Annotated in this window: 22 protein-coding genes and 2 tRNA genes; 7 read left to right on the forward strand and 17 right to left on the reverse strand. The window is 43.6% G+C overall.

The features are described 5' to 3' along the window. Positions 1-189: 189 nt before the first annotated feature. Together NEE14_RS05265 and NEE14_RS05270 are read left to right on the forward strand one after the other, a co-directional pair. Positions 190-1,602, forward strand: a complete 1,413-nt coding sequence (locus tag NEE14_RS05265; protein WP_251966853.1) for a DUF4374 domain-containing protein — start codon at positions 190-192, stop codon at positions 1,600-1,602. A gap of 4 nt (positions 1,603-1,606) precedes the next feature. After that, positions 1,607-2,278, forward strand: a complete 672-nt coding sequence (locus NEE14_RS05270; RefSeq protein WP_251966854.1) for a PepSY-associated TM helix domain-containing protein — start codon at positions 1,607-1,609, stop codon at positions 2,276-2,278. 50 nt (positions 2,279-2,328) lie between these two features. On the opposite strand, the gene NEE14_RS05275 is transcribed toward NEE14_RS05270, so the two are convergent. From NEE14_RS05275 to NEE14_RS05305, 7 genes are all read right to left on the reverse strand, one after another. Next, positions 2,329-2,967 carry a SagB/ThcOx family dehydrogenase gene (locus NEE14_RS05275; RefSeq protein WP_251966920.1) on the reverse strand — a complete coding sequence of 213 codons (639 nt, stop codon included), beginning with the start codon at positions 2,965-2,967 and terminating at the stop codon, positions 2,329-2,331. Positions 2,968-3,066: 99 nt separating this feature from the next. Beyond that, positions 3,067-5,646, reverse strand: a complete 2,580-nt coding sequence (locus NEE14_RS05280; protein WP_422394681.1) for a family 78 glycoside hydrolase catalytic domain — start codon at positions 5,644-5,646, stop codon at positions 3,067-3,069. Between the two features lie 23 nt (positions 5,647-5,669). Beyond that, positions 5,670-7,421, reverse strand: a complete 1,752-nt coding sequence (locus tag NEE14_RS05285) for an alpha-L-rhamnosidase (protein WP_251966855.1) — start codon at positions 7,419-7,421, stop codon at positions 5,670-5,672. Between the two features lie 13 nt (positions 7,422-7,434). Beyond that, positions 7,435-8,238, reverse strand: coding sequence for a rhamnulose-1-phosphate aldolase (rhaD, locus tag NEE14_RS05290; protein WP_251966856.1), 804 nt, complete (start codon positions 8,236-8,238; stop codon positions 7,435-7,437). 170 nt (positions 8,239-8,408) lie between these two features. Continuing rightward, a complete protein-coding gene (rhaT, locus tag NEE14_RS05295; RefSeq protein WP_251966857.1) occupies positions 8,409-9,431 on the reverse strand; it encodes an L-rhamnose/proton symporter RhaT in 1,023 nt (340 codons plus the stop codon). Positions 9,432-9,433: 2 nt separating this feature from the next. Continuing rightward, positions 9,434-10,693, reverse strand: a complete 1,260-nt coding sequence (locus NEE14_RS05300) for an L-rhamnose isomerase (protein ID WP_251966858.1) — start codon at positions 10,691-10,693, stop codon at positions 9,434-9,436. A 7-nt stretch (positions 10,694-10,700) separates the two neighbouring features. Beyond that, a complete protein-coding gene (locus tag NEE14_RS05305; protein WP_251966859.1) occupies positions 10,701-12,182 on the reverse strand; it encodes a rhamnulokinase in 1,482 nt (493 codons plus the stop codon). Between the two features lie 109 nt (positions 12,183-12,291). Here NEE14_RS05305 and NEE14_RS05310 point away from each other — a divergent pair, with 109 nt between their 5' ends. Both NEE14_RS05310 and NEE14_RS05315 read left to right on the forward strand, forming a co-directional pair. Beyond that, a complete protein-coding gene (locus NEE14_RS05310; RefSeq protein WP_251966860.1) occupies positions 12,292-13,197 on the forward strand; it encodes an AraC family transcriptional regulator in 906 nt (301 codons plus the stop codon). Positions 13,198-13,249: 52 nt separating this feature from the next. Continuing rightward, positions 13,250-13,750 (forward strand): 3'-5' exonuclease, encoded by a 501-nt coding sequence (locus tag NEE14_RS05315; RefSeq protein WP_251966861.1) that lies wholly within the window; start codon positions 13,250-13,252, stop codon positions 13,748-13,750. Positions 13,751-13,764: 14 nt separating this feature from the next. On the opposite strand, the gene NEE14_RS05320 is transcribed toward NEE14_RS05315, so the two are convergent. From NEE14_RS05320 to NEE14_RS05365, 10 genes are all read right to left on the reverse strand, one after another. After that, positions 13,765-15,117 carry an MATE family efflux transporter gene (locus tag NEE14_RS05320; protein ID WP_251966862.1) on the reverse strand — a complete coding sequence of 451 codons (1,353 nt, stop codon included), beginning with the start codon at positions 15,115-15,117 and terminating at the stop codon, positions 13,765-13,767. A 201-nt stretch (positions 15,118-15,318) separates the two neighbouring features. After that, complete coding sequence (locus tag NEE14_RS05325; protein ID WP_251966863.1) at positions 15,319-16,461, reverse strand: aldo/keto reductase; 1,143 nt, start codon at positions 16,459-16,461, stop codon at positions 15,319-15,321. 16 nt (positions 16,462-16,477) lie between these two features. After that, positions 16,478-17,230, reverse strand: a complete 753-nt coding sequence (locus tag NEE14_RS05330) for an SDR family NAD(P)-dependent oxidoreductase (protein WP_251966864.1) — start codon at positions 17,228-17,230, stop codon at positions 16,478-16,480. Positions 17,231-17,365: 135 nt separating this feature from the next. After that, entirely contained in the window at positions 17,366-18,190 is an 825-nt protein-coding gene (locus NEE14_RS05335) for a helix-turn-helix domain-containing protein (protein ID WP_251966865.1), read from the reverse strand. A gap of 91 nt (positions 18,191-18,281) precedes the next feature. Continuing rightward, on the reverse strand, positions 18,282-19,040 hold the full coding sequence (locus tag NEE14_RS05340) for an arginase family protein (protein WP_251966866.1): 759 nt from the start codon (positions 19,038-19,040) through the stop codon (positions 18,282-18,284). Between the two features lie 60 nt (positions 19,041-19,100). Continuing rightward, the gene (locus tag NEE14_RS05345) at positions 19,101-19,661 is read right to left on the reverse strand and encodes a flavin reductase family protein (protein ID WP_251966867.1); all 561 of its coding nucleotides are present in this window, start codon (positions 19,659-19,661) and stop codon (positions 19,101-19,103) included. A gap of 37 nt (positions 19,662-19,698) precedes the next feature. Then, positions 19,699-20,736 (reverse strand): alcohol dehydrogenase, encoded by a 1,038-nt coding sequence (locus tag NEE14_RS05350; RefSeq protein ID WP_251966868.1) that lies wholly within the window; start codon positions 20,734-20,736, stop codon positions 19,699-19,701. A 161-nt stretch (positions 20,737-20,897) separates the two neighbouring features. Continuing rightward, positions 20,898-21,434: a lipocalin family protein gene (locus NEE14_RS05355; protein ID WP_251966869.1), complete on the reverse strand. Its 537-nt coding sequence runs from the start codon at positions 21,432-21,434 to the stop codon at positions 20,898-20,900. A gap of 84 nt (positions 21,435-21,518) precedes the next feature. After that, positions 21,519-21,590 (reverse strand) — tRNA-Cys (locus NEE14_RS05360). Between the two features lie 40 nt (positions 21,591-21,630). Continuing rightward, a tRNA-Cys gene (locus NEE14_RS05365) sits at positions 21,631-21,705 on the reverse strand. 246 nt (positions 21,706-21,951) lie between these two features. On the opposite strand from NEE14_RS05365, the gene rfbC reads away from it, so the two are divergent. From rfbC to NEE14_RS05380, 3 genes are read left to right on the forward strand one after another with little or no spacing between them, the layout of a single operon-like run. After that, positions 21,952-22,509 (forward strand): dTDP-4-dehydrorhamnose 3,5-epimerase, encoded by a 558-nt coding sequence (gene rfbC, locus NEE14_RS05370; protein WP_251966870.1) that lies wholly within the window; start codon positions 21,952-21,954, stop codon positions 22,507-22,509. A gap of 12 nt (positions 22,510-22,521) precedes the next feature. Beyond that, entirely contained in the window at positions 22,522-23,667 is a 1,146-nt protein-coding gene (gene rfbB, locus NEE14_RS05375) for a dTDP-glucose 4,6-dehydratase (protein WP_251966871.1), read from the forward strand. A gap of 12 nt (positions 23,668-23,679) precedes the next feature. Next, the gene (locus NEE14_RS05380) at positions 23,680-24,567 is read left to right on the forward strand and encodes a LysR family transcriptional regulator (RefSeq protein ID WP_251966872.1); all 888 of its coding nucleotides are present in this window, start codon (positions 23,680-23,682) and stop codon (positions 24,565-24,567) included. The last annotated feature ends 27 nt before the right edge of the window (positions 24,568-24,594 follow it).

Raw genomic sequence — 24,594 nt, forward strand, 5'->3', positions numbered from 1 at the left:
TCTGAAAAGCTGCCTATCTTTTTCTAAAAAGCCGGCGTATTTTGACTAAAAGCTGCCTACCTTTTTAGGAAAACCTGCCTAGCTTTTTCAGGAATCATAAGTCGTACATATAGGATATTGGAACCCAATAAATTAGAAATAAACAACAATCAAACATTTCAAGATAAACAATCATTAAAACAGAACAATATGAAAAGAAGACTTCTAACCGTAAGTTGCGCTGCCGTATGTATGTGCGGATTTGTGTTGACCTCTTGTAGCGAAGATGATCCGGTAACTCCGGGTAACAACGGAGATAACAACAACGGCACATCCACCACCGAAGTTATCTCAAACTATGTAGTAGCGGCTTCCGTAAGCAATGCCAATTATCTGCTGACAGCTGATACGCTGACAGAAGGCACCATCTCTGCCAAGAATAACGGATTGACGACCGAAAGCGGAACCCAATGGATTTTCTATCAGGATAAATATCTCTACCGGCTGGTTTACAACCAGGGAAATGCCGGTGTCACTTCTTCTTATATCCTGAATGCGGCAGGTAAAGTGGAAGAACGTGACAATACTTACGAGATCAAACGTTTCACTTCGTATGGTACTTATAAGAATTATATCATCACTGCCTCAGCCGGCGATCTGTCTCAAGCATATGCGGATGAGAACGGCTATCTGCCCAAAGGTTTTCTTTTCTCTTATCTGGATGTAGAAAATGAGACCTTTAAGACAAACAGCGACGTGAGCTACTCGGAGAACTTTTTAGGCAACGGAGAATACGTAACACTGGCCGGTATCCTCGAAGCCAACGATAAGATTTACAGTGTGGCCGTTCCGATGGGATTGAGCCAGTATGGAGTTAAAGCGGAAGGTGGGAAATATGTCATTTATCCCGATCTGGTTAAACAGGAATCGGGAGGAAGCGGCAGCAGCTCCTATGAAAAGGGCGAACTGCAATGGACGCAATACCCGAACGAATGCTGGGTAGCAATCTTCGGTGATGAATCATTCCAGAACAAGACGTTGATCAAGACCGACAAGATCAGCTACGCCTGCGGACGGAATAAATCACAGTATTATCAGACTATTTGGTCTGCCGATAATGGCGATATATATGTCTTCTCACCCAGCTATGCCAAAACAATGACCGATCCGCGCCAGCAGACGACGTTGCCGGCAGGTGTCGTGCGCATAAAAGCGGGAACAGATACATTCGATGACGATTATTATTGCAATCTGGAAGAACAGACCGGTGGAAAGTCGTTCTTGCGCTGCTGGCATATCTCCGACGATTATTTTCTGCTCCTGATGTATGACCGTCCACTCACTGAATCCGGATTCGCCGCCAAAGAAATGGCTATCTTCAAGGGAGAAGACAAGAAACTGACCTACGTAAGCGGTATGCCTAAAGCCAGCGTAATCTCCGGATTCGGGAATACACCTTATACAGAAAACGGAATGGTTTATGTCGCTGTAACTACTACCGATGGCAGCCAACCGGCCATTTACCAGATTGATCCTACTTCTGCGACAGCCACCAAAGGATTGACTGTTGAATCGGAACAGATCTCGGGTGTTGGAAAATTGACATACTATGTAACTGAATAATCCGATGCGTAAGTTTTTTCATCAGATTCATCTCTGGTTGTCCATCCCGTTAGGAATACTGATCTCGGTGATTTGTCTGACTGGTGCAATCTTAGTGTTCGAGAAGGAAATTACACAGATAATGTATCCTGAAACCCGGACAACCCAGGTTGAAGGGCAACATGGCAGGAAACAACGCCCTGAATTTTTCCGACAGGTACGCGCCCTGCATCGCTGGTTACTCGACGCGCCAGCCAAAAAGGGTGAGTCATCTGCCGGGAAAACAGTAGTGGGTATCACTACCGTAGCAATGACCGTCATCCTGATCAGCGGGGTGATTATCTGGTTTCCGCGAAACCGTCGTACACTGAAGAACCGACTACAAATATCCTGCACGAAAGGCTGGCGTCGTTTTTGGTACGACAGTCACGTAGCCTTGGGCTTTTACAGTACACTGTTTCTACTCATTATGGCACTGACAGGCCTGACCTGGTCTTTTTCCGGTTATCGGACTTTCATGTACGATCTTTTCTCCGGCCTGCCGGTAGATAATCTCCGACGATTCTTCTATTCTCTGCATACAGGCACATGGGGCGGATTGACAACGCGGATTCTCTATTTCCTCGCGGCTTTGATTGGAGGAATATTACCGCTGAGCGGTTATTATTTGTGGTGGAAGAAACAGAAACGGAAATAATTGACTTCACAATCTATTTACAATACAAAAGGGGCTTTTCGCCCCTTTTATTATTTAGCAAAACCGACCGGATGATTCAAGAACGGCACCTGTGTTGCTTTCAATTTCAACTTTTGGGCGAGAACTTCCTTGTCCATTGTCCCGCGTGGCACCGTAGCCAATCCCATTCCGGCACAAGCGATCGAAATATTCTGTGAAACGATTCCTGCATCCAGCGCTCCCGTCAAGCGGTTCTGCGGTGTATCGCCACCCCGCATCTTCGACAAGTCGCTTACCAAAACCAACGAAACAGGAGCAACAGCAGCAAAGTCCTGTCCTTTCGCAACATCTTTTCTCAGGTCCTCAGCCGTCACCGGTACCAATTTGTTAGCTTTGGCATCGTACAAATAAGCACCTTTTGCCGTACATACATAAATATCAACATCCTGATAATTCAATGCACTGGGCGCCGTACGCATTCCCTTCTCCGGGCGATTTACGCCATTGGCAGCCCAAAGCAAATCCGAAAGCTGTTGCAGAGAAAGCTCCTTATCGGCATACGAACGGCACGACTGACGGTTAGCAAAAGCAGTCATCACGTCTGTGCCACACTGTTTACTCGGAGCATTCAGCGAGATTCCATGCAAGTCCTGGGCACTTGCCCCGAAAATGGAGCAAGCTGCCATCATGGCAAATACAAAGTTTTTCATTGTGTTCTTCTTTTTCATGATTAAAACTGGTTTTTGTTCGTCGTAAAGATAACACAAAAACTTGTATTAGCCCAGATTCACCTTCAAGTTTATATCAGATTATTGTACATACAATTGATGCGTGCCAGCCGTTAAAGCCACCGTCTTTCCATCAAGGATTAAATCGGCCGTACAACCCAATGGAACCTTTACTGTCAGCTGGATCCTGCCATCCTCGGTTCGTTTCCATTCACTGCTGATTTCACCGGCTACAGAATCATAGGAACCTTTCGCCCACTGCATATCTGCCGGGAAATACGGAGTGAAACGGATATGATGGAACCCGGGTTGCTGTTCGTCATAATTGATACCTGCCAACTGATTCATCATCCAGGCAGAGACATCGCCCATAAAGACATGGTTCAACGAAGCATCTCGGAACTCCGGACTCAACGTCCAAGTTTCGGGTAACGTAGTATAACCCATTGTTTCTACCCAATATCCCCACGAAGGAGCTTCCCGTTTTGTAATCATCTTCATCGCATCTTCCAAATAGCCATAACGAGTCAGCATAGCCGGAACCGTCTTTGTTCCGATCAGACCAAAGTCAAGGAAATAATTATTATCGGCTACCAGCTGATGCAACTTATCTGCTACAGCCTGTTCTTTTCCTTCAGGAACCAGACCCAAATACAACGCCAGAGCCTGTGCTGCCTGTGTACCTTCAGCATACGTAGCAGTTTCAGGATGGAAGAACTTCTGATTGATACGTTCCTTTAATGCTTCCGCTTTCTCGGCATACGGTTTCGGATCTTTCCCCAAGAGAGAAGCAAAACGAGCCATCAGCTGATTATCCAAATAATAGTAGGCCGTAGAAGTGTATTCGTTGTTGGTTGTCGACTTCCAGTACACCCAGTCGCTCAACCCAAAGGTTAGGAATCCATCCTTCTCTTTTGTCTGAAGATAGGCTAAATAACGCTCCATCGTAGGATACAGTTTCTCGATGCTTTCTGTTGTACCATAATAATTATACAACGCATTCGGAATGATGAACATCACGGCGTCCCACACCGGACCAGGGAATTCGCCATATCCCCAGCCACTCGAAGGAATGATGCCGGAGATGTCGCCTTCAGCCCGTTGGTTATCGATAATGTCGTCCATCCATTTCTCGTAGAACGTAATGCCATCGAAGCCCAGCAACCCCAAATCAATGGCAATGTGTGCATCAGCTGTCCAGCCATTCTTTTCCCGCTGAGGGCAATCTGTCGGTATACTATGCAAATTGCTCTGGTATGCCTGCATAGTTGCATTCCAGATCTTATTCAACGTCTCATTCGAACAACTGAATGAACCCACCGGTTTCAGATCCGTATGCACGAAAAGAGCCGTCAGGCTTTCTTCCGTCAGCTGAATAGGCTTGTCACTCTCTACTTCAACATATTGGAAGCCATGATAAGTAAACGAAGGAACAAAGGTTTCTTCCTCTCCCGTCCCTTTCAGGTAATATTCATCCATCTGGAATACTTCACCCGGTTTCACAGGATGATAATACACGTTGATATTTCCCTGTTCCAGTCGCCCGTCTTTCTTCAACAGTTCACCATGTTTCAATGTGATATGTGTACCGGCTTCGCCTTTTACTTTCAGTCGGCACAGACCAGCCATATTCTTCGGAAAAGCATAAACATACAATCGGTCACTGAAGGCTTTCATTGAGACCGGTTTCAATTCTTCTGTTGCATGGATTCCCGGCATTTCCTGTGCTACCAGTAAAGCCGAAGGCGTGGCTACTTCTACTGCGGTTTGCCAAGCACTGTCGTCAAACGACGCGAGCTTCCAGCCTTCCGGTTCCAGACGGGCATCGTAACGGTCGCCACTATAAATATTATTATAAGTATATGGGCCACATGCCGTTCTCCAGGAATTATCAGATACTACCGTTTGTTGTGTGCCATCTTCATAGTCAATCCGCAGTTCACACAACATACGCGGACGATCACGCCAACGGGCCTCGTGGAAATTCCATACAGCCACCGACTGTTCGTTATACCATCCATTGCCCAAGACTGCTGCTACGGCATTATCACCTTTCTGCAAGAGAGAAGTAACATCGTGCGTCACATACAAGTTCCGCTTATCAAAATGTGTATATCCGGGATCCAGGAAATTCTCTCCTACCCGTTTTCCATTGAGGAAAATTTCATAATATCCGGCAGCCGACACATACAACCTTGCCTCCTTGACCGGTTTATCTATCACAAATCCTTTACGGAACATGGGAGCCGGTTCGTATTCCTTGTCATTATCGTCGGTAATCCACTTGGCCTGCCAGTCGGCATTCTCCCCTTTTCCTAACTCAAAGCTTGCCACTTCGGAAGTCCGACAGGGATTTCCATCCTGATCCCAGACAGTCACCTGCCAATAATAGCGGGTTTCCGGCTTCAATTCGGTCTGTTCATTATATACTTTCAAATCTGTCGGCGACGTTCCGATCCGGATTTCATAACGAGACGGAACAAACGTCGTATCTTCACCCGCATACGTCCATGTGAATCGTGGGGCCTTCGTATCAATACCGATCGGATTTTCCAGGTATTCAGTTCGCAAACCGACTGGCACAATTCTTTCATTGGTCTGCACACAGCTTGCCAGTAATCCGGCTGTTGCCGTCATAATCAGCAATATATTCCTTTTCATATTGAGAACTAATCTTGTATTACTTATTTATTAATAACAATACCTTCCGGCGCTTCGATCTTCGAGGAGATTGAACCATCCGGTTGCTTTTCATGTCGGATCTTGACAATACCCTTTGGCGTGGGGAAAGTTCCTTCCACCCAATCCAGATCGGCCAAATGTGGAACTATCCGAAGTACCCGACATCCCGGTTCCATGACCTGAACGCCCAACACATATTCCGTCAGCCAGGAAGTAGGTCCGGAAGCCCAGCCATGGCACAGACTGTGGCGGAAACCTTTATAACAGTAGGCTCCAAAATCTCCATGAATGTCTTTCTTGCCATCCGGCACCAGTTCGTCTATAGGAGCTGCATTCGGCAACCAGTCTAAATTAAAGTCTTCCCAGAAAGTAGTTGCTCCCATATCCAGCATCGCGCCCCAGTAAGAACGGATAATATCCAACGCCCCGGAATAATTATCAGCCAAAGCCATCGACCTCAACATATAATATCCATAGAACGTAGAAAAACCATGACCACCTTCCTGTGACAGATATTTTTGGTCTGCCTCTTTCGCATCCATCAGTCCGGCCCAAGCCAACAAGGCAGCCGCCTGTTTCATGCCCGGCTCCGTCGGTTTCTTCTTCAATGCCAAAAACGGTTTCACTACTTCAGGTGCTGCTTTCCGCAAACGGGCCTCTGTTTCCCTGCAAGTATCCGCTAATTCCGGTTCCTGCAATAAAGAACAAAGTTCAGCTCCATATTTCATAGCCTGCACCATCAAAGCCTGCAAGCCGGCATTGATCGCTTCCGGATTCTCATTAGAAGGCCAGTCCAAGAAACGCATTCCGTCCAGGTGTTCCCGACCAGAAGCATCTACTTTCGAGATCAAGACTTTCAGCAAACCGATCAGATAGTCTTTCTGCGACTGCAGGTAAGTCCAGTCGCCCTGATAACGGAACCAGTCCCGCTGAATCAACAGCCACCAGATTGAATACGAACTAATCCCGTTCATCCAGTTTGGCAGCGGAGTAATATCCCGAGTTAGATCCAGGCTTTTAGGAACCGCCTCATTATATCCAAAGACGGTATTCACGGTCATAACTTCCGGATGCATGTCTCCAATCCATACCAGACGATCCCGCTTAATGCCGTCCCACAAATACTCCTGTAAATTCAGATGAACCGTATATGCTCCCGTTTGCCAAATCTGATTTAACCGTTCATCGCTGCACCGGAACGAACCTTTATATGGAATATCCCGATACGTAGCAATCGCCCGCACCTCTTTCAGCTGCAACTCAACTGAATCATCCGGCAAATCGATCCGAACAAAGCGAAATCCTGAATTCCCCACTTCGGCTACTCCCAACCACGGCAAAGACAACTGGAAATCGCGGACAGCATGATCGTTTGTCGCCCCGTTCTTTCCGTCGATTTCACACATTGCTTCACTAACCGATTCACCAAAACGTACCCGGATGCGTACAGGCTTCTGACTCGCCGGCATACCCGTCACAAACTGTATTCCTCCTTGTATTTCTTTTCCGAAATCCAACAATAATGCCGGATGCCGAGTGTCAGTACTTCTAATCACACATACCCGGCTATTCGATAAATCAGCCTGTCCGTTTCCGGGCAACAACAAATAATGTTCATTTTCAATTTGGACACTGTCTTGCTGCCATACAATCCGAACAGGAGATAAATATTCGCGAATCCGACTATCTCGCTGTTGGGCGAATGCCGCTGTAAAACACAGCGACATTACACCTAATAACCAGCTTTTCCTCATATCTAACTTTGTTTTAAAGTCCAAAAGCAGGTACCAGATCATCCAGCTGCTGTTGAGTCATTCCTTCCGGATCTTCACCAGAAGCCAGACGGGCACTGAAATATATCTGAGCCGATTTACTCAACGTATCGATAGCATCGAAACATTCTATCACATCTTCTCCTACAGCCAGGATTCCATGTTTCTCCCAAAAAACTACATCATGCTTCTCGAGCTGTTTGATAGTAGCATGAGCCAATTCGACAGTACCAGGTATTTCATACGGAACAACACCGATTCCTTTCGGAACAATAATCCGACATTCAGGAATCATGCTCCACAGAACGTTTGTCAGATAATCCGAATTCAGGAACCGCTTGCAATGAGTCATACCGATCAAATCTGTCGGATGGGTATGTAAAACGACCCGATTATCGCGTCCTGTCGAACGGACATAATTATGCATCATCAGGTGAGATGGCAGTTCAGAGGTCGGTTGAATGGGTTGTTCTGCTATTATCTCATAGCTTAACCCATCAGTGGTTACACGAATCAGTGAACCATTCTCAAACGGAGCCTGAGCGACATAGCGCATCCGTTTTCCTGTGCCCGTCACATAAAATACATGACCGGCCAAAGCTTCCATTTTTTCAGGCAATGGTTTGGCCGAAGCCAGTGCAGGCAAAGCCAAATCGGCCGAAGTCAACAAAGAAGTTACATTGACAGAAATATTACCACCATTACGTTCAGCCCAGCCTTTCGTCCACAAATAACCTGCAACTTCGGCTATACGACCTATTTCTTCCATTAAAGCGACATTGCTTCTTAATTGTTCCATTTTCAATCAGTTTATAGTTTTTGCATTTATCTTTTATCCCGTCTGTTTTTAACGACAGACGGGATCTTTTTTCATATACGCCAGTTTTTATTCAAAATACGCCGGCTTTTTACTAAAATACGCCAGCTTTTCCATAAAATACGCCGGCTTTTTGGCCCTTGTCAAAAGCCTTATAAATTGGGGAAAATTAGTGAAAGGATTAATACACACATTCCCAAAATCAAAACGACAATCGTTTTTCGGTCAACGCCTTGCCATTCCTTCAATAAGATTCCCCAAATATTACTAAAAATCACATTTAACGACATCAGAATACTCCATGAAAAAGCCAACATCACCGGAGAATCGGCAAAGAAACTCTTCCCCATTCCCAAACCGAAGAATTGTGAATACCATAAAAGTCCGGCTAAAGCACAAAATAAGACATTATTCCACAAAACTCCAGTCGAAACTGAAAAATATTCACCTCCAGTATGATTTCGCTTATTCTGAAACAGACAATACACGGCATTCGTCAGAAACCCACCGGTAGTTACCAGCAAGATAACAGGATTAAGCACAAACAATTCGTTAGCGCCACGGCTTCGTACGAAATCGGAAATGGGAGAACCCGCTTCCAGCCCTAAATTAAAACAGGCACTCATAACACCGGCCAATAAAGCCACGGCCAGTCCCTTGGTCAGTGCAAAATCTTTAACAGCCGCTTTTTTCTCCTCGTCTGTCATGTTCCGGGCCCGTAAGCTTCCGGCATATCCGATAATGGCAATACCCGCCAAGGTGATACAAACGCCTAATAACAGGATAAGACCTTCGCCATGCAGTAAATCTTGTCCACCTAAAATGGCCGGAAAGAGTGTACCGAATCCGGCACAGGTTCCCAAAGAGATACTCTGTCCTAAGGCCACTCCAAGATATCGCATGCTCAGACCGAAGGTCAATCCTCCAACGCCCCACAGCATACCATATACAATCGCCTTCAAACTGCCCTCCATCTGAAACAGATCCATCAGTCCAATTCCTTCTGGAAGAGCTAAAAATGTACCTAACAGCGGAAAAACCAGCCAAGCAAAGATACCCTGAACGAGCCAGAAACTTTCCCAACTCCAAGATTGAATCTTGTTGATTGGAACATACGAACTGCTCTGTCCCAGACTACCTATAGCAATGATCAGCAAGCCAACAAGAATATCCATAATTATCCTCGCTTACTGGTTACATCGGCTTCATATTTCTCAATGTCTGCCATATAACTTTCACCTACGGGAACATCATTCTTCAGGCAGAACATATCCCAGACAGCATTCCAGGGCAAGCTTTTGGCTTCTTCCTGCAAAGCCAAGCGCTGGAACAGCAGATCTTTCTCTTCATATTCCTGCAATAATGCCGAAGGTTCCAACAATGCCTGTAACAATGCTTTCTGAGTAGCCCGGACACCAATGACATATGCCCCGATCCGATTAATGGTTGCATCAAAATAATCCAGACCAATATGGATTCTATTCAAGGCATTCGAACGGACCAGCTCACGCGAAAGATCCAGCAATTCATCATTCAGGATGACTACATGGTCACTGTCCCAACGTACCGGGCGACTGACATGCAGCATAATCTCGGGAGTGAACAACAGCAAAGAAGATATTTTATCAGCAATGCTTTCCGACAGATGGAAATGTCCTGTATCCAAAGTCACTATCTTCTGATTCTTCACCCCGTAACCCAAATAAAAGTCATACGAACCGACCGTATAATTTTCCAGGCCAATACCAAAAAGTTTTGCTTCGATACAATCTTTCATATTTTTATAGTCAACGGAAAATATCTCATCCAATGACCGTTCCAAAATCTGGCGATATTTCAACCGGCTGGCAGGAACTTCCTTGCTACCATCATGAATCCAGAGGTTCATGATACACGGATCTTCCTGGAATTTACCCATCTCTTCACTAATCCAGCGACAACGCTTGGTATGTTCAATCCAGAAATTACGGATCTCATCCTTCGGATTGGCCAATGTCAGGTTTCCACTTTTCGGATGAGAGAACGATGTACTGTTAAAATCCAGCTTCATGCCCTGTTCTTTCGCCCATTCCATCCAGCTCTGGAAATGACAAGGTTCTATTTCATCCCGGTCGACTACCTTTCCTTGAAAATCACCATATATTGCATGCAGACTCAAGCGGTGTTTCCCCGGAATTAATGATGTAGCCTCTATAATATCAGAACGGACTTCGTCAATGGTTCGCGCCCGACCCGGATAATTACCAGTCACCTGAATACCACCGGTCAATGCACCAGCCTGGTTTTCAAATCCCATGACATCATCTGTTTGCCAGCAATGCAATGACAAGGCTATCTGCTGAAGCTGAGCCATCGCTTTTTCTGTATCCACACCTAAAGAAGCATATCTTTCTTTTGCAATTTCGTAACTCTGTCTTATATTTTTTTCGTTCGTCATGATGAAATTATTTTGAGGTTAAACTTAAAAACTTCTTATAAGCCCGTTCATAGGTTGAAAAAGGAACTTGGGGAACAAACACTTTGGGTGCCGCACTCGACAGAATCAACCGCCTCATTTCCCAACGGTCATGAATGAAACCTGCAGTCCGAGCCTGTATCAATCCGTTGCCCACAGCCGTTGCTTCAGAAGGGCCGGCAACTACGGGCAATTGTATTACATTTGCTATCAATTGATTCAAGAAATCATTCTTTGCTCCTCCACCGATAACGTGTAGCCGATGAATAGGAAATGGAGCGACGTGTTCCAAAAAGCCAAGTACTTTACGGTAACTAAAAGCCAGGCTTTCAAAGATACACCGGACATACTGACCCACTGAAGAAGGCTTTTGCTGACCGTTTTCCTGACAATACTGACAAATAGCATTTCGCATATCCAGGGGATTTGAGAAACAAGGGGCATTCGGATTTACCAAATTCCGGAAAGGAGTAGCCTTCTCCATCAAACTCAACAGCTCAGCATATGAATAATCATTGCCTTCCCGCTTCCACTCTTCCCGACAACGTTCCAATAGCCACATGCCTGTTATATTCTTCAAGAAACGGATCGTTCCATCAATACCACCTTCATTGGTAAAATTTTCCTGAAAAGATTCTTCCGAGATAATGGGTTCGTCGGTTTCAATACCCATCAGGCTCCATGTTCCACTACTCAAATAAGCAAAATTCCGGTCTGTTGTCGGTACAGCAGCCACAGCCGAAGCGGTATCATGCCCGGCTACAGCAACAACAGGAACAGGCCCGACACCAGTTTCTCTACCTAATGATTCAGTGAGCGTACCAACGACTGTTCCTGGATATACAATTTTCTCAAAGAGAGACGGAGAAACGCCGGCAGCAGACAACAAATCCGGATCCATTGTTTTCGTATACGGATTTACCAATTGGGCAGTAGAAGCATCTGTATATTCACAAACCCGGTTGCCTGTAAGTAAATAAGAAAGCAAATCCGGAATAAACAACGCTTTGTCGGCTTGCTCCAGCGGTGAATATTTTTCCTGTTTCATCTGATAAAGCTGAAACAGGCTATTGAAGTTCATTATCTGAATACCAGTTTTCTTATATACATCCTGTTGCGATATCTGCTGCTGGAAAAAATGTTCGGGTACGCCTTCCGTAAAAGGATCCCGATAGGCACGAGGTAAACTCAACAAAACCCCGTCTGCACCCAGCAATCCAAAATCAACTCCCCAGGTATCAATACCGATTGATCTCAACGAAATCTTTTCTTTTCCACAATAACATAAAGCTTCCTTCAGTTCCTGATATATATGGTAGATATCCCAATAATAGCGGCCTTGTATTTCCAGAATCTTATTTGAAAACCGGTGAATTTCCTTCATTTCAAATTGATCTTTTAAAATAGTCATTAAAACAGCCCGGCCACTCGTAGCACCTATGTCGAATGATAAAAATGTGTTTACTTCCATGATAATTTATCCGTTACTTGAAGTTTTTTCTTATTTTTGGACAAATTTATCCGGTTTCCGGAGAAAACATATATAGATATTGATTTTAAACCTTTCAATTCTGATACAAATGAATACTCAGATAAACAATCAGCTATGTTATTTGACATACAGTGCCAATGATGAAGCTTGGGGAACCATTATTACGACAGCTGGTTTCCAACGGATTTCACCGCACGCCGTATATCCACCATCGCAACATCCCAAGAGTTATAACTTCTGTCCGCAAAACGGACGCATTCTAAATGAATATCAGTTTGTCTATATTGTAAAAGGTAGCGGACAATTCGTTTCTAACCATAAAAAGAAGCAGGCTGTCAAAACCGGAGATCTGTTAATCCTCTTTCCGGGTGAGTGGCACAATTACTACCCGGATGTGGATTCCGGCTGGGATGAATATTGGGTAGGATTTAAAGGCGCTTATATGGATTACCTGATGAACAAACACTTCTTTTCTCCGGAAAATCCTGTTTTAGAATTAGGCATCAGCTGTTCTCTCGTCAGTTTGTATGAAGATTTGCTGCAAACAGCCAACAACGAAAAAGCAGGTTTCCAAATTATGCTGGCAGGTATCTTGCAACACATCACCAGCACGATCTACTACAAGAATAAAAACCAGTCATTTGCGGATGCCTATATTCTGGAGAAATTGGCAGAAGCCCGCAGAATCATGAAAGCTGAAATTGAACATCCTTCATCTCCGGAAGACATAGCGGCTCAATTAGGATTAAGCTATTCCTGGTTTCGCCGGACATTCAAAGACTATACAGGTGTTTCACCAGCCCAATACCAGATTCAGCTACGTTTAATCCGGGCCAAAGAGTTATTAAGTCAGACTTCTCTGAATATTACAGAAATTGCCTATCAGTTACATTTCGAAAACGGCGGACAATTTTCTACCTTTTTCAAGAAAAGAGAAGGACTGACACCGAAAGAATACAGAGACTGGATTTCTGCTGCTAACTCAAAAGAATAAATCAGCAGCCAATCCGAGCTTCGATACGACCTATTATTTATTAGGAATTAAAATGAACAATTTTGCTGCCATTGATTTTGAAACGGCCAACCGTGAACCTTCCAGCGTTTGCAGTGTTGGCATTGTCATTGTAAAAGACGGGAAAATACAGGAACGGCTGTATCGTCTGATCCACCCGATACCCAACTATTATAGCTATTGGAATACTAAAATCCATGGATTAACCGCAGTTGATACAGCCCAGTCACCAGCATTTCCTGAAGTCTGGGCTGAAATAGCACCACATATCGGCGATCTCCCACTCGTTGCTCATAACTCACCATTCGATGAGGGTTGCCTGAAAGCTGTTTTTCAGAAATATGAAATGGATTATCCCAATTATACTTTTCTATGCACCTGCAGAGCTTCCCGACGTGTATTTGGGAAAAAGTTACCCAACCATCAGCTGCAAACAGTTGCAGCCCATTGTGGTTACGACCTGAGACAACATCATCATGCGCTGGCAGATGCAGAAGCCTGTGCATGGATTGCCTTACAAATCATCAACCCCTAATGCCGGATCCCTGTTCAGACGCTGAGTAACTTCCGGGACGATAATTTCTTTTTCCAGCGGGACAAATAGATAATACATATCAATAAGGACACAGTTGTAGCTAATGGTGATGCATATCCCATCCAGACAAGTGATGTCGTATCAATATGACTGAATAACCAGGATAACGGAATACGGAACACAAAGGTGGCAATCAGACTGTGCAGCATGGGGAACCAGGAATTTCCCTGTCCGCTAAAATAGGAGTTCATGCAGAAAACAAAGCTCACCAAAATACAATCAATGCTGTAGCCTCGTAAATAATCTGCCCCCATCGCAACGACAGCCTCATTTCCAGTAAATATACGAATCAATGTTTCCGGGAGAAATTGAGAATAAATACACATAGAAACGCCAAAAATCAAGGCCATGCCTATTCCGGCATACAGACAACGATTCATACGCTCTATCAGTCCGGCTCCGTAATTCTGCGCCGTCATGGCAGCAACAGCCGACGAAATAGCTACTGGCGGCAACATGGCAAAAACGATTATCTTTTCCACCACACCCAAAGCAGCCGACGCAATGACACCCATCTGGTTTACAAGTATTGTTATTATCAGAAAAGAGATATTCACCAACGCATCTTGTAACGCTATCGGAGCTCCCAAGGTAACAATACGTTGCGATAAAATACCATTTAAACGGATATCTTTTCGGGTAAATGGAAAACTGAAGCCTCTACGATGCAGGAACCATAAGGCCGTCATGAAACTAATTCCTTGAGATGAAACTGTTGCCAATGCAGCACCTGCTGCCCGTAAATGTAAACCGCCAACCAGTAGAAAGTCTAATAGGATATTTATGACACAAGCCAATGCCACAAAATAAAGAGGTGTACGAGAATCTCCTAACCCTCGTAAAATGCCACATACCACATTATAACCTATAATAAAAGGTATGCCTAATGAACAAATCAGCAAATACGCCCGTGTGTCTCGCATGGCCTCAACTGGTGTATGCATAACAGAAGCAATCGGATTATGACACACCGACATTATGCAAGTAAGTATGATGCCAATCATAGCAAACAACCAGACGGACGAGCCTATAATAGCAGCCTGCTCCTTATAATTTCGGGCACCGGTAGCAATACCTATAAGGACTGTTATTCCGGTTGTCAATCCTAAGATGATGCCGGTAACGGTTTGCATAACCTGGCTGCCGATGGCCACACCCGACACACTTGCCGCATCATCAAACTGCCCAACCACAAAAAGATCGGCTCCACCATATAAGGCTTGCAACACGTTTGCCAACAAATACGGCAAAGCAAATTGGAATAATACGTTAATCACATTTCCTTGCGTCAAGTCCAGCTCTTTCATACATCTCAAGTTATTAATAAAAACACATGAGCAAACAGAAAGCCGGATAAGCTGATTGGTTTTACCCAGTCATCTTATCCGGCTCCTATCTCGCCCTCCGATGAGGATTACAAAACGCTCCTTTTTCTTATGTCCTGCAAATGTATAATGAATCGAGGAAGTAATCAAATAATCCAGTTGGTTTCTTTCAGTCCATTTTATTTAGAAACCGACTTGTTTCTGCTGTTCCTTATTATAACGATCACCTATTATAGGTATCGTTGCCACTGTATTTTCCAAATCCATCCATTCTTCAGGCCGTAGTTCAAAATCCAATGTACGAAGATTTTCTTCTAAATGAGCTAATTTAGTAGTTCCCGGAATTGGTACAACCGATGGTGATTTTTGCAATAACCAGCCCAAAGCTACTTGCGAAGAAGTCATGCCTCGCGTCCGTCCGAATTGCTGTAACTCATTCACAATTCTTAAATTGGACCGAATGGCTTCCGGAGTAAAACGAGGAAGCGTCTGACGATTATCATTCTGAGTATCGAAACGGGTATATTCATTAATACACCCACCTAAAAATCCCCGATTCAGCGGACTGTAAGGAACGAAACCAATTCCTAATTCCTGACACACATCCAATACTCCATTTTCTTCAACCAACCGATGCATCAGATGGTATTCACTTTGAATGGCGGTCAGCGGACAAACAGCATGAGCCTTCCGAATCGTATCCGCACTCACTTCACACATACCCCAATGCAATACTTTTCCTTCTTTTATCAAGTCCGAGATTGTTCCAGCCACATCTTCTACAGGCACCGTCGGATCAAAACGATGTTGATAAAACAAAGAAATACAGTCTATACGCAGGCGTTTCAATGAGTCTTCACAGAACCGCCGAATAGTAGCTGGACGACTATCCTGCCGTCCAGTTGCTTTTCCGTCAATCACTTCATGACCAAATTTTGTCGTCACATTCACTTGTCCTTTAAAAGGTGCAAGTGCTTCTCCAGCTAACAACTCATTGTTAAGAGGACCATAAATAATAGCTGTATCAAAAAGAGTGACTCCACGATCTACAGCTTGATGTATCAGACGGATACATTGATTCTTATCCGGATGCTGACTCCGGTTATAAGTCATACCCATCAACCCTAATCCTAAAGCTGAAACTTCTAACGCATTTTCTCCAGAACCTAATACACGATGAGTAGAAACAGAAATATTTTCCTTACTTTCAACGTGATTCAATGAGACAGCAGATGGTGTTATTGCCTGTATTTGCTCATTTGCTGAAGAAATACTCCATGCTGCTCCCAAAGTCATAGATGTCTGTAAAAATCCCCGGCGATTCATATGGCTTTCAGTTTAATTAATGTATAGAAAATGCACCATCAACCAAAAGGGCATGTCCATCTACGAAACTTGCCTGCGGACTGCATAACCATAAAACTGCATTTGCGATTTCTTCCGGTCGTCCCATTCGTCCAGCTGGAATATCCCGCAACAATTCCTGTTTTAGAGAAGGATTGCGACGTATTAATTCTTCGGCCATCGGAGTAAGAATTACTCCGGGACATATAGCATTAATCCGTATTCCTTTAGCTGCATAATCAATGGCAGCTGTACGTGTCAAGCCTATTACCGCATGTTTACAAGCTATATAAGCCGCCTGACCAGGAAATCCGGTTACTCCTCCTTGCGAAGATGTATTGACAATGGCTCCTTCATTTTGTTTCAGCATCAGTTGAATTTCATAACGCATACAATTCCATACACCTTTCAAATCGACAGCGACAGTGCGTTCAAATTCCTCATCAGTTATTTCTGCCATCGGACGTTGCGGTGTTTGTATGCCCGCATTGTTTAAAGCTGCATCTAATCGTCCATAACGAGTTGAAACCCAATCTAACATTTCCTTAACGGCCTGCACATCCGAGACATCACAACAATAAGATTCGGCAAGAAAGCCTTTCTCTTTCAATTCTAAAGCCTGCTCAGAAGGTTCTTTAATATCTGCCAGGACTGTTGTATAACCAGCCTGTGCAAAAGCCTTCGCACAAGCCAATCCTATACCCATCGCAGAACCCGTTACAAGTGCTACTTTTGTTTCTGTTGTTCCCATCTTCTATTCATTTAATTGATTTTTCGAGAACAAAAATACAAGTGATATACGTTAACAACTTTTCTGTAAAGTTCAAATGATTTTTCTCTGAAGCCCAAATGAAAGAATGATGTTTTCAACAAAAACAAGAACCATTTATTCTACCAACATTTCAGTTGGAGTAAGGCCATACATTTCTTTATAGATACGGGAAAAATGAGATAAATTCTTAAAGCCTACATCCATGCACACTTCCGATACTTTCTTTTTCTTGCTACTTAATTGCTCATAAGCGGCTTCCAGCCTGCGCTTGATAATCCATTTTTGAGGAGAAAGATTACTATACTTCTTAAAGTCTCTCTTGAATGTCGAAAGACTTCTGCCCGTATAACCGGCCATTTCTTCCAAAGAAAGATCATTCATGTAGTTATGTTCCATAAAATCCATGAGATCTATTTTCCATGGATCTACAAAATCAAATAAGGAAGCATATAAGTTTATGTCGGTATTCAATAATATATACAAACCTTCCACCATTTTGAGCTGCAGAACTTCTTCAGCAGGTTGTACTGTTGAATCAAAATAAGGTAAAATTGATTCAAACAAGCTTTTAATGTCGGGGCGTCCAGCCGGTAACATATATAAACTGCTTTTGTCTCGTTGTGCATATCGAGGAAGCTTGTTTTTATCCAGTTTCTGATAAAACATCCGCAAAAAATCCCTGGAAAATTTGAGTACTACCGAACGATAAGGAACTCCTTCTTTTACTCGTTTCTGCAGTAACATCCGATTATCACGGCGCATAAAAGCACATTCATTCTGATGTAATATACTTTTCTTACCATATTGATCTATTTCCAATTCTCCAGAGCAAAGATATAACAGAGTATGTTCACTATTTGCATGTGAACACTCACAGTTATCAGTAAAATAACTGGCTATAAAAACATTTGAATAATTATGTACCTTCAACTCTTCCATAAGCTACCGATCGTCTTGACATTAAAGACAAATTTAGAAAAAGGAAAATAAGTTTATTTTGCTATAAAGTTCATAATTCCTGACTTGAATGTTAATGGTCTGTTTGCGACAAAAACCAGTTTAACAGCTCCCGGTTTGCTTCCCCATCTATCTGCAAATCATGCTGTACTTCAAAAAGATCTAACGAATAAGATGTTTCTCCACAGACATCAACGCCGATAACCTTTTCCTGCCGGAAGATAATAGCCAGCAGCTGCTCCAATTCTGCTAATGAAAACTTTCCTTGATCCCAATTCGTAACAGCGGCTTTCTTATTCAGTATATCTTTATCAACAGAAACGTAAACGGGCTCGTTAACATGCTCTCGTGAAAAGTTACGCCATGTTTCTTCGTGGGAGAAGCTTGCCTCGCTGTAACACTTTACCCGAGAAGAATAAGCCTCAGGTATGGCCTGTATAAGACGTTCGTCTGCCCCGACAATCAATACCTTCTGAAGAAAAAGATTCGTATCAATAACCTCCTTTACCCATGAACCACATGAAAGCATTTCTTCAAATAAGGAAGGCTGCATATCCGGATGATGATCAAAGACAACCAAGGAAAAAGGCTGTTTGATTTTGTCGGTCCAGAACTTACTGACATAATGATAATTCCCGGAATCAATGAAATGAATACCATCTGGAGCAAATGGATCCATTCGTTGCCTTAGTTTCAAGGCGGCTTCTTCATCGCAATAGCAATCCGTACCATTTAAGTCTGTACAATCAAGCCACTGGAAACGCTGATTCCGAATAAAACGCTCCTGTTCGTACACATGCGTGAAATTCATCAAAAGAATATTCGGTTTCATCTTATTATATGCCTATTACAAAATATGCCTGCAGTTTTGTTTCTACAGGCATAGGATTCATTACTTCAAAGATTTTCCTTCCGAAAATGCATTTCCAACCTTCTCTCCAATCACCAGATAATGATGATGAATCGGATCATAAGTAATTGGTTTCAGTTTAGACGGATCAATCTTTCCATCTTCAGACAAGATTGAGTCGTCTGCCGATACATTGACAATACGTCCTACCAAATGGCAAGTTTCGGGATCATACGACACCAGCTCACATTCCAGAGTCATAGGTAACTCGTTTATTACCGGAGCATTGACAAATTCAGCCTTCGTCGTATGAAAACCCGCTTTCATTACTTTATCCGGTTCTTTCTTACCCGATACGAGACCCACATAATCACAGGCCTTTACCTGATCAGCTGTCGCCATACTTATTGTAAAGGCCTTAGATGTAAGAATATTATGTGTCGTCTGATGCTCTTTAGCCAGACAGAGACACACCATATCGTCCGTATAAATACCACCCCAGGCTGCATTCATGGCATTAGGTTTTCCTTCTTCATTATAAGCTGCCACGATGAAAACCGGCATAGGATACAACCATGTTTTAACACCAAAATTCGTTCTCATCTCTATTTCTCCTTTCTTTTTCTGGTTATATATATTTTCAACATCCTTCGATTGCCACCTTGATTACGCCATCTTTCCGATTCTCAAAGATGTGATAGGCTTCTTCTATTTCACGCAACGGAAAACGATGCGTAATTAAAGGTGTTGTATCTATCTTCCCTTCCGCGATCAAACGCAGGATTTCCGCACAATCGCATCCGTCAACTCCGCCGGTCTTGAAGGTAAGATTCTTTCCATACATGTCTGGCAACGGTAATACCTGTGGACGATCGTACAAGGCAACGACCGTTACTATGGCATTCGGTCGGGCACATTTCCACGCCAACGTAAAAGAATCATCAGATCCGGCTACTTCAATCACCACATCGGCTCCTCCATGCTCACTTTGCTCACCAACAAACGACTGACAATTGTCTGGTTCAACAACAAGTACCTCCGGATAATGTTCCTGCACAAAACGAATGCGTTCTTCCGATTTCTCACAAACGATAATCCGGCGCGGATGTTTCAACATCACACAAAGCAGCGTACAGATACCCGTTGGTCCTGCTCCGATGATCAGAACCGTATCTTCCGGTTTGATTTCCGAAATACGGGCAGCCCAAAATCCAGTGGCTAAGATATCACCTACAAACAAAGCCTGTTCATCAGTTACTTTATCCGGAATACGATTCAGGCCCTGATCGGCATACGGCACCCGAACATATTCAGCTTGTCCGCCATCAATACGGCAACCCAATGCCCAGCCCCCGTTCGGATCCTCACAGTTATTGACATAACCATGACGACAAAAGAAACAATGACCGCAGAATGTCTCGACATTTACCGTTACCCGGTCACCCGGTTTTACCGAAACCACATCCGAACCTACTTGTTCCACGACACCGACCATTTCATGTCCAACCGTAATGCCTGGAACAGCCCGCGGAACGCTTCCATGTTTGATGTGTAAATCGCTGGTACAAATACTTCCCAACGTAACACGGACCAAGGCATCCCGGCTATCTTGTATTTGAGGCTTCGGCTTCTCACACAAGGCAAATCTGCCTTGCTCCAAATAAGTATAAGCTAACATAATTACATTTTCTTATTTGTATCCTACGAACAAAGATAATACAGCTACACGGATAATACAACTCTTTATTACTTTCCTGGATAAGCCATGAGACCTAAAAATAATTCTCGTGAGTTTCGTTTTCGATTCTCACGAGAATTACTTTCAAATCCCGTTAGATTTTACTTCGCAGTTTGCTGGTCAACAAAAACCAGGCGATCGGTATCATAACCTCTGGCTTGTAATTTACGGAGCAATTCATCCCGGAGCGTATCGGGTATTGTCTTGTTGCGGCTCATAATCCAAAGATATTTATCCGAACTGCTCCCAATCAATACATATTGATAGTCGGGATCTATTTCCAACACATAATAATCGGCATAGAACCAAAGGAAAAACGATACTTTCAGTTTTCCGGGATCATTCGGATCAGGTTGCTTGGCTTTTCCCTTGATCTGTTTCAGTTCTCCGTCCTTCCAACCTTCATTCAGTACTTCTATTTTTCCATCTTCCCGCAAAGAATATGTTGCCGAAACATGAGTCATTTCCTTCTCAAAACGATGATCATAACGGGCTATTTCATACCAGCGCCCCATAAAACGATTCAGATCTAACGACTGTACTGTATGGTTATCAATCGTATCCATCGGATTACTTTTAGAAAAGCCACAGGCACTTATGCTGAAGCAAGCACAAAATAAAAGAAGCAGATTTTTCATAAGCAATGATTTAAACAGGATTCAGTACTGGCAAATATAAAAAAAGATCTTGCTACTTCATCCTGTAACAAGATCTTTTCTTAGAGGTTCCTGGCGGATTCGAACCGCCGTAAACGGTTTTGCAGACCGCTGACTAAGCCACTCATCCAAGGAACCAATTATATTTTAATTTACACAAAAGACTATCACCTCAAACTGGAGGTTCCTGGCGGATTCGAACCGCCGTAAACGGTTTTGCAGACCGCTGACTAAGCCACTCATCCAAGGAACCAAATCACCAACAACCCTGTTGTTTTTCTTTTGCGATTGCAAAGGAACGAAATTGTTTTGAATCTGCCAAATTTTTCCTTGATATTTTTATCTACTGACTCATTCTACGCTCTTTTTGTAGCTTTTAGCATTTTGCAGGCTCAACGGTTCTGAACTGATAAAAGCATTATACTAACCCGATTATTTGAATAAGTAGAAAAAAAAGAGTTAATTTGCAATCGTATATTTTTAATGGATAAAAAGAATCATGACTTATACAGAAACGGAAATTCCAGGCGTGTGGATCATTGAACCGAAAGTATTCAAAGACGCCCGCGGTTATTTTATGGAAGCATTCAAACAAGAAGAATTTGACGCGCATATTGGTCCTACCCGCTTTATACAGGATAATGAATCCTGCTCATCTAAAGGTGTATTACGCGGACTGCATTATCAGCAGGCTCCTTATTCACAGGCCAAACTGGTACGCGTCATTAAAGGATGTGTGCTGGATGTAGCTGTCGATATCCGAAAAGGATCTCCAACATTTGGTAAACACGTAGCCGTAGAGCTGTCAGACGAAAACAAACGTCAGCTTTTTATTCCACAGGGTTTTGCCCACGGATTCCATGTCTTGAGCGATGAAGCCATCTTTACATACAAAGTGGATAATCCATATACGCCATCGGTAGAGAGAAGCATCCGGTATGATGACCCCGACATTCAGATTAACTGGGGAATTCAATCACCTGAGGAAGTCAATCTTTCAGAAAAAGACATGAAAGCTCCGTGGCTGAAAGACGCCGATATTAATTTCACCTTTTAAGAAACAATCCAGATGAAGACTTATTTAGTGACAGGTGCCGCCGGTTTTATCGGTGCCAACTTTATCAAATATATGCTGGCTAAGTACGACGATATCCAAATTGTTGTACTTGATTTGTTAACGTATGCCGGCAATTTAGGAACCATTGCCAGCGACATCGACAACAAGCGTTGCTTTTTTGTCAAAGGAAATATCTGCGACCGCGAATTGGCTGATCAGCTGTTTGCCAAATACGCATTTAATTATGTAGTCAATTTTGCCGCTGAAAGTCATGTAGACCGTAGTATTGAGAATCCGCAGCTCTTCCTGCAAACCAATATCTTAGGTACACAGAATCTGCTGGATGCTGCCCGCCAAGCCTGGACAACAGGCAAGGATGCGACCGGATATCCGACATGGCGTACCGATGTTCGTTTCCACCAGGTTTCTACCGATGAAGTATATGGCAGCTTAGGTGCTACCGGATATTTTACGGAAACGACACCTCTTAATCCGCATAGTCCGTACAGTGCTTCCAAGACGAGCGCAGATTTGTTTGTACAGGCTTATGCCGATACCTACAAAATGCCAGTCAGCATTACACGCTGCTCCAACAATTACGGTCCTTATCATTTCCCTGAAAAACTGATTCCGCTTATTATCAAGAATATTCTGGAAGGAAAGAAACTGCCGGTTTATGGAGACGGTTCGAATGTCCGCGACTGGCTGTATGTAGAAGACCATTGTAAAGCCATCGATCTGGTGATCCATAAAGGCAAAGCCGGTGAAGTTTATAATGTAGGCGGACACAACGAGAAGACCAACCTGGAAATTGTTAAATTGACTATTCGTACCATCCGCCAGTTAATGGAAGAGGAACCTCAATATCGGAATGTACTGAAGAAAAAGGAAATGGGTGCAGACGGACAGCTTTCTATTGACTGGATCAATGATGACCTGATCACATTCGTCAAAGACCGCTTGGGACATGACCAGCGATATGCCATTGATCCTTCCAAAATCCAGAGAGAACTGGGTTGGCTTCCGGAAACCAGCTTCGAGACAGGTATTGTCAAGACTATCCGCTGGTATCTGGAAAACCAGGCATGGGTGGAAGATATCACCGGAGGCGATTATATGCAATATTACGAACGGATGTATAAAGGACGCGAACTCTAAAAACAAATTACCATGGACTTCCGATTAAAGGTGTTTTACAGTGTAGCTACCAATCTGAGCTTTACCAAGGCTTCGCATGAGCTGTTCATCAGTCAGCCGGCTATCAGCAAGCATATCCGGGAACTGGAGCAACGTTTTGAGACACCTTTGTTTGAACGTAATGGAAACAAAATACAACTGACGCGTGCGGGAGAATTACTGCTCTCGCATGCCCAGTCGCTGTTGGCAGCTTACCGGCAGTTGAACTTCGAAATGAATCTGCTGACCAATCATTTTTCCGGAGAACTCCGTTTAGGAGCCAGTACTACGATTTCGCAGTACGTATTGCCTCCGTTGTTGGCTAAATTCATGAAGAAATTCCCAGACATCAAGCTGTCTCTTTTAAACGGGAACAGCAATGACATCGAGCGCGCCCTAACTGAAGGAAAAATAGATGTAGGACTCGTGGAAGGCTGTGCTCATTTAAATACCCTGCACTACGAACCGTTTATGAAAGACGAGCTCGTTGTGATTACGCATACCTCTTCTTCTTTGGCTATCCACGACAAGCTTACGCTCGACCAATTCCGTTCACTTCCCTTTGTATTGCGGGAAAACGGTTCCGGTACCTTGCAGGTTTTGGAATCAGTTCTGTCTGATCATAAAATAAAATTATCACAGCTGAATATCCTAATCCAGTTAGGAAGTACGGAAAGCATCAAATTATTCCTGGCCAATTCAGATACCCTCAGTGTTGTATCCATCCGTTCCGTAGCCCGTGAAATCGTAGCCGGAGATTTTAAAGTCATTGATGTTCCGGACTTAAAGATGGAACGCGAATTCAGTTTTGTACGGCCTTTAGGACGGAACAGCGGATTAGACGAGAACTTTATCCGCTTTGTCCTCCGTAACGCCACGTGATATAACCTGAAGTTATAAGCTATAAAA

This window comes from Parabacteroides sp. AD58 (assembly GCF_023744375.2).
Classification (GTDB): domain Bacteria; phylum Bacteroidota; class Bacteroidia; order Bacteroidales; family Tannerellaceae; genus Parabacteroides; species Parabacteroides absconsus.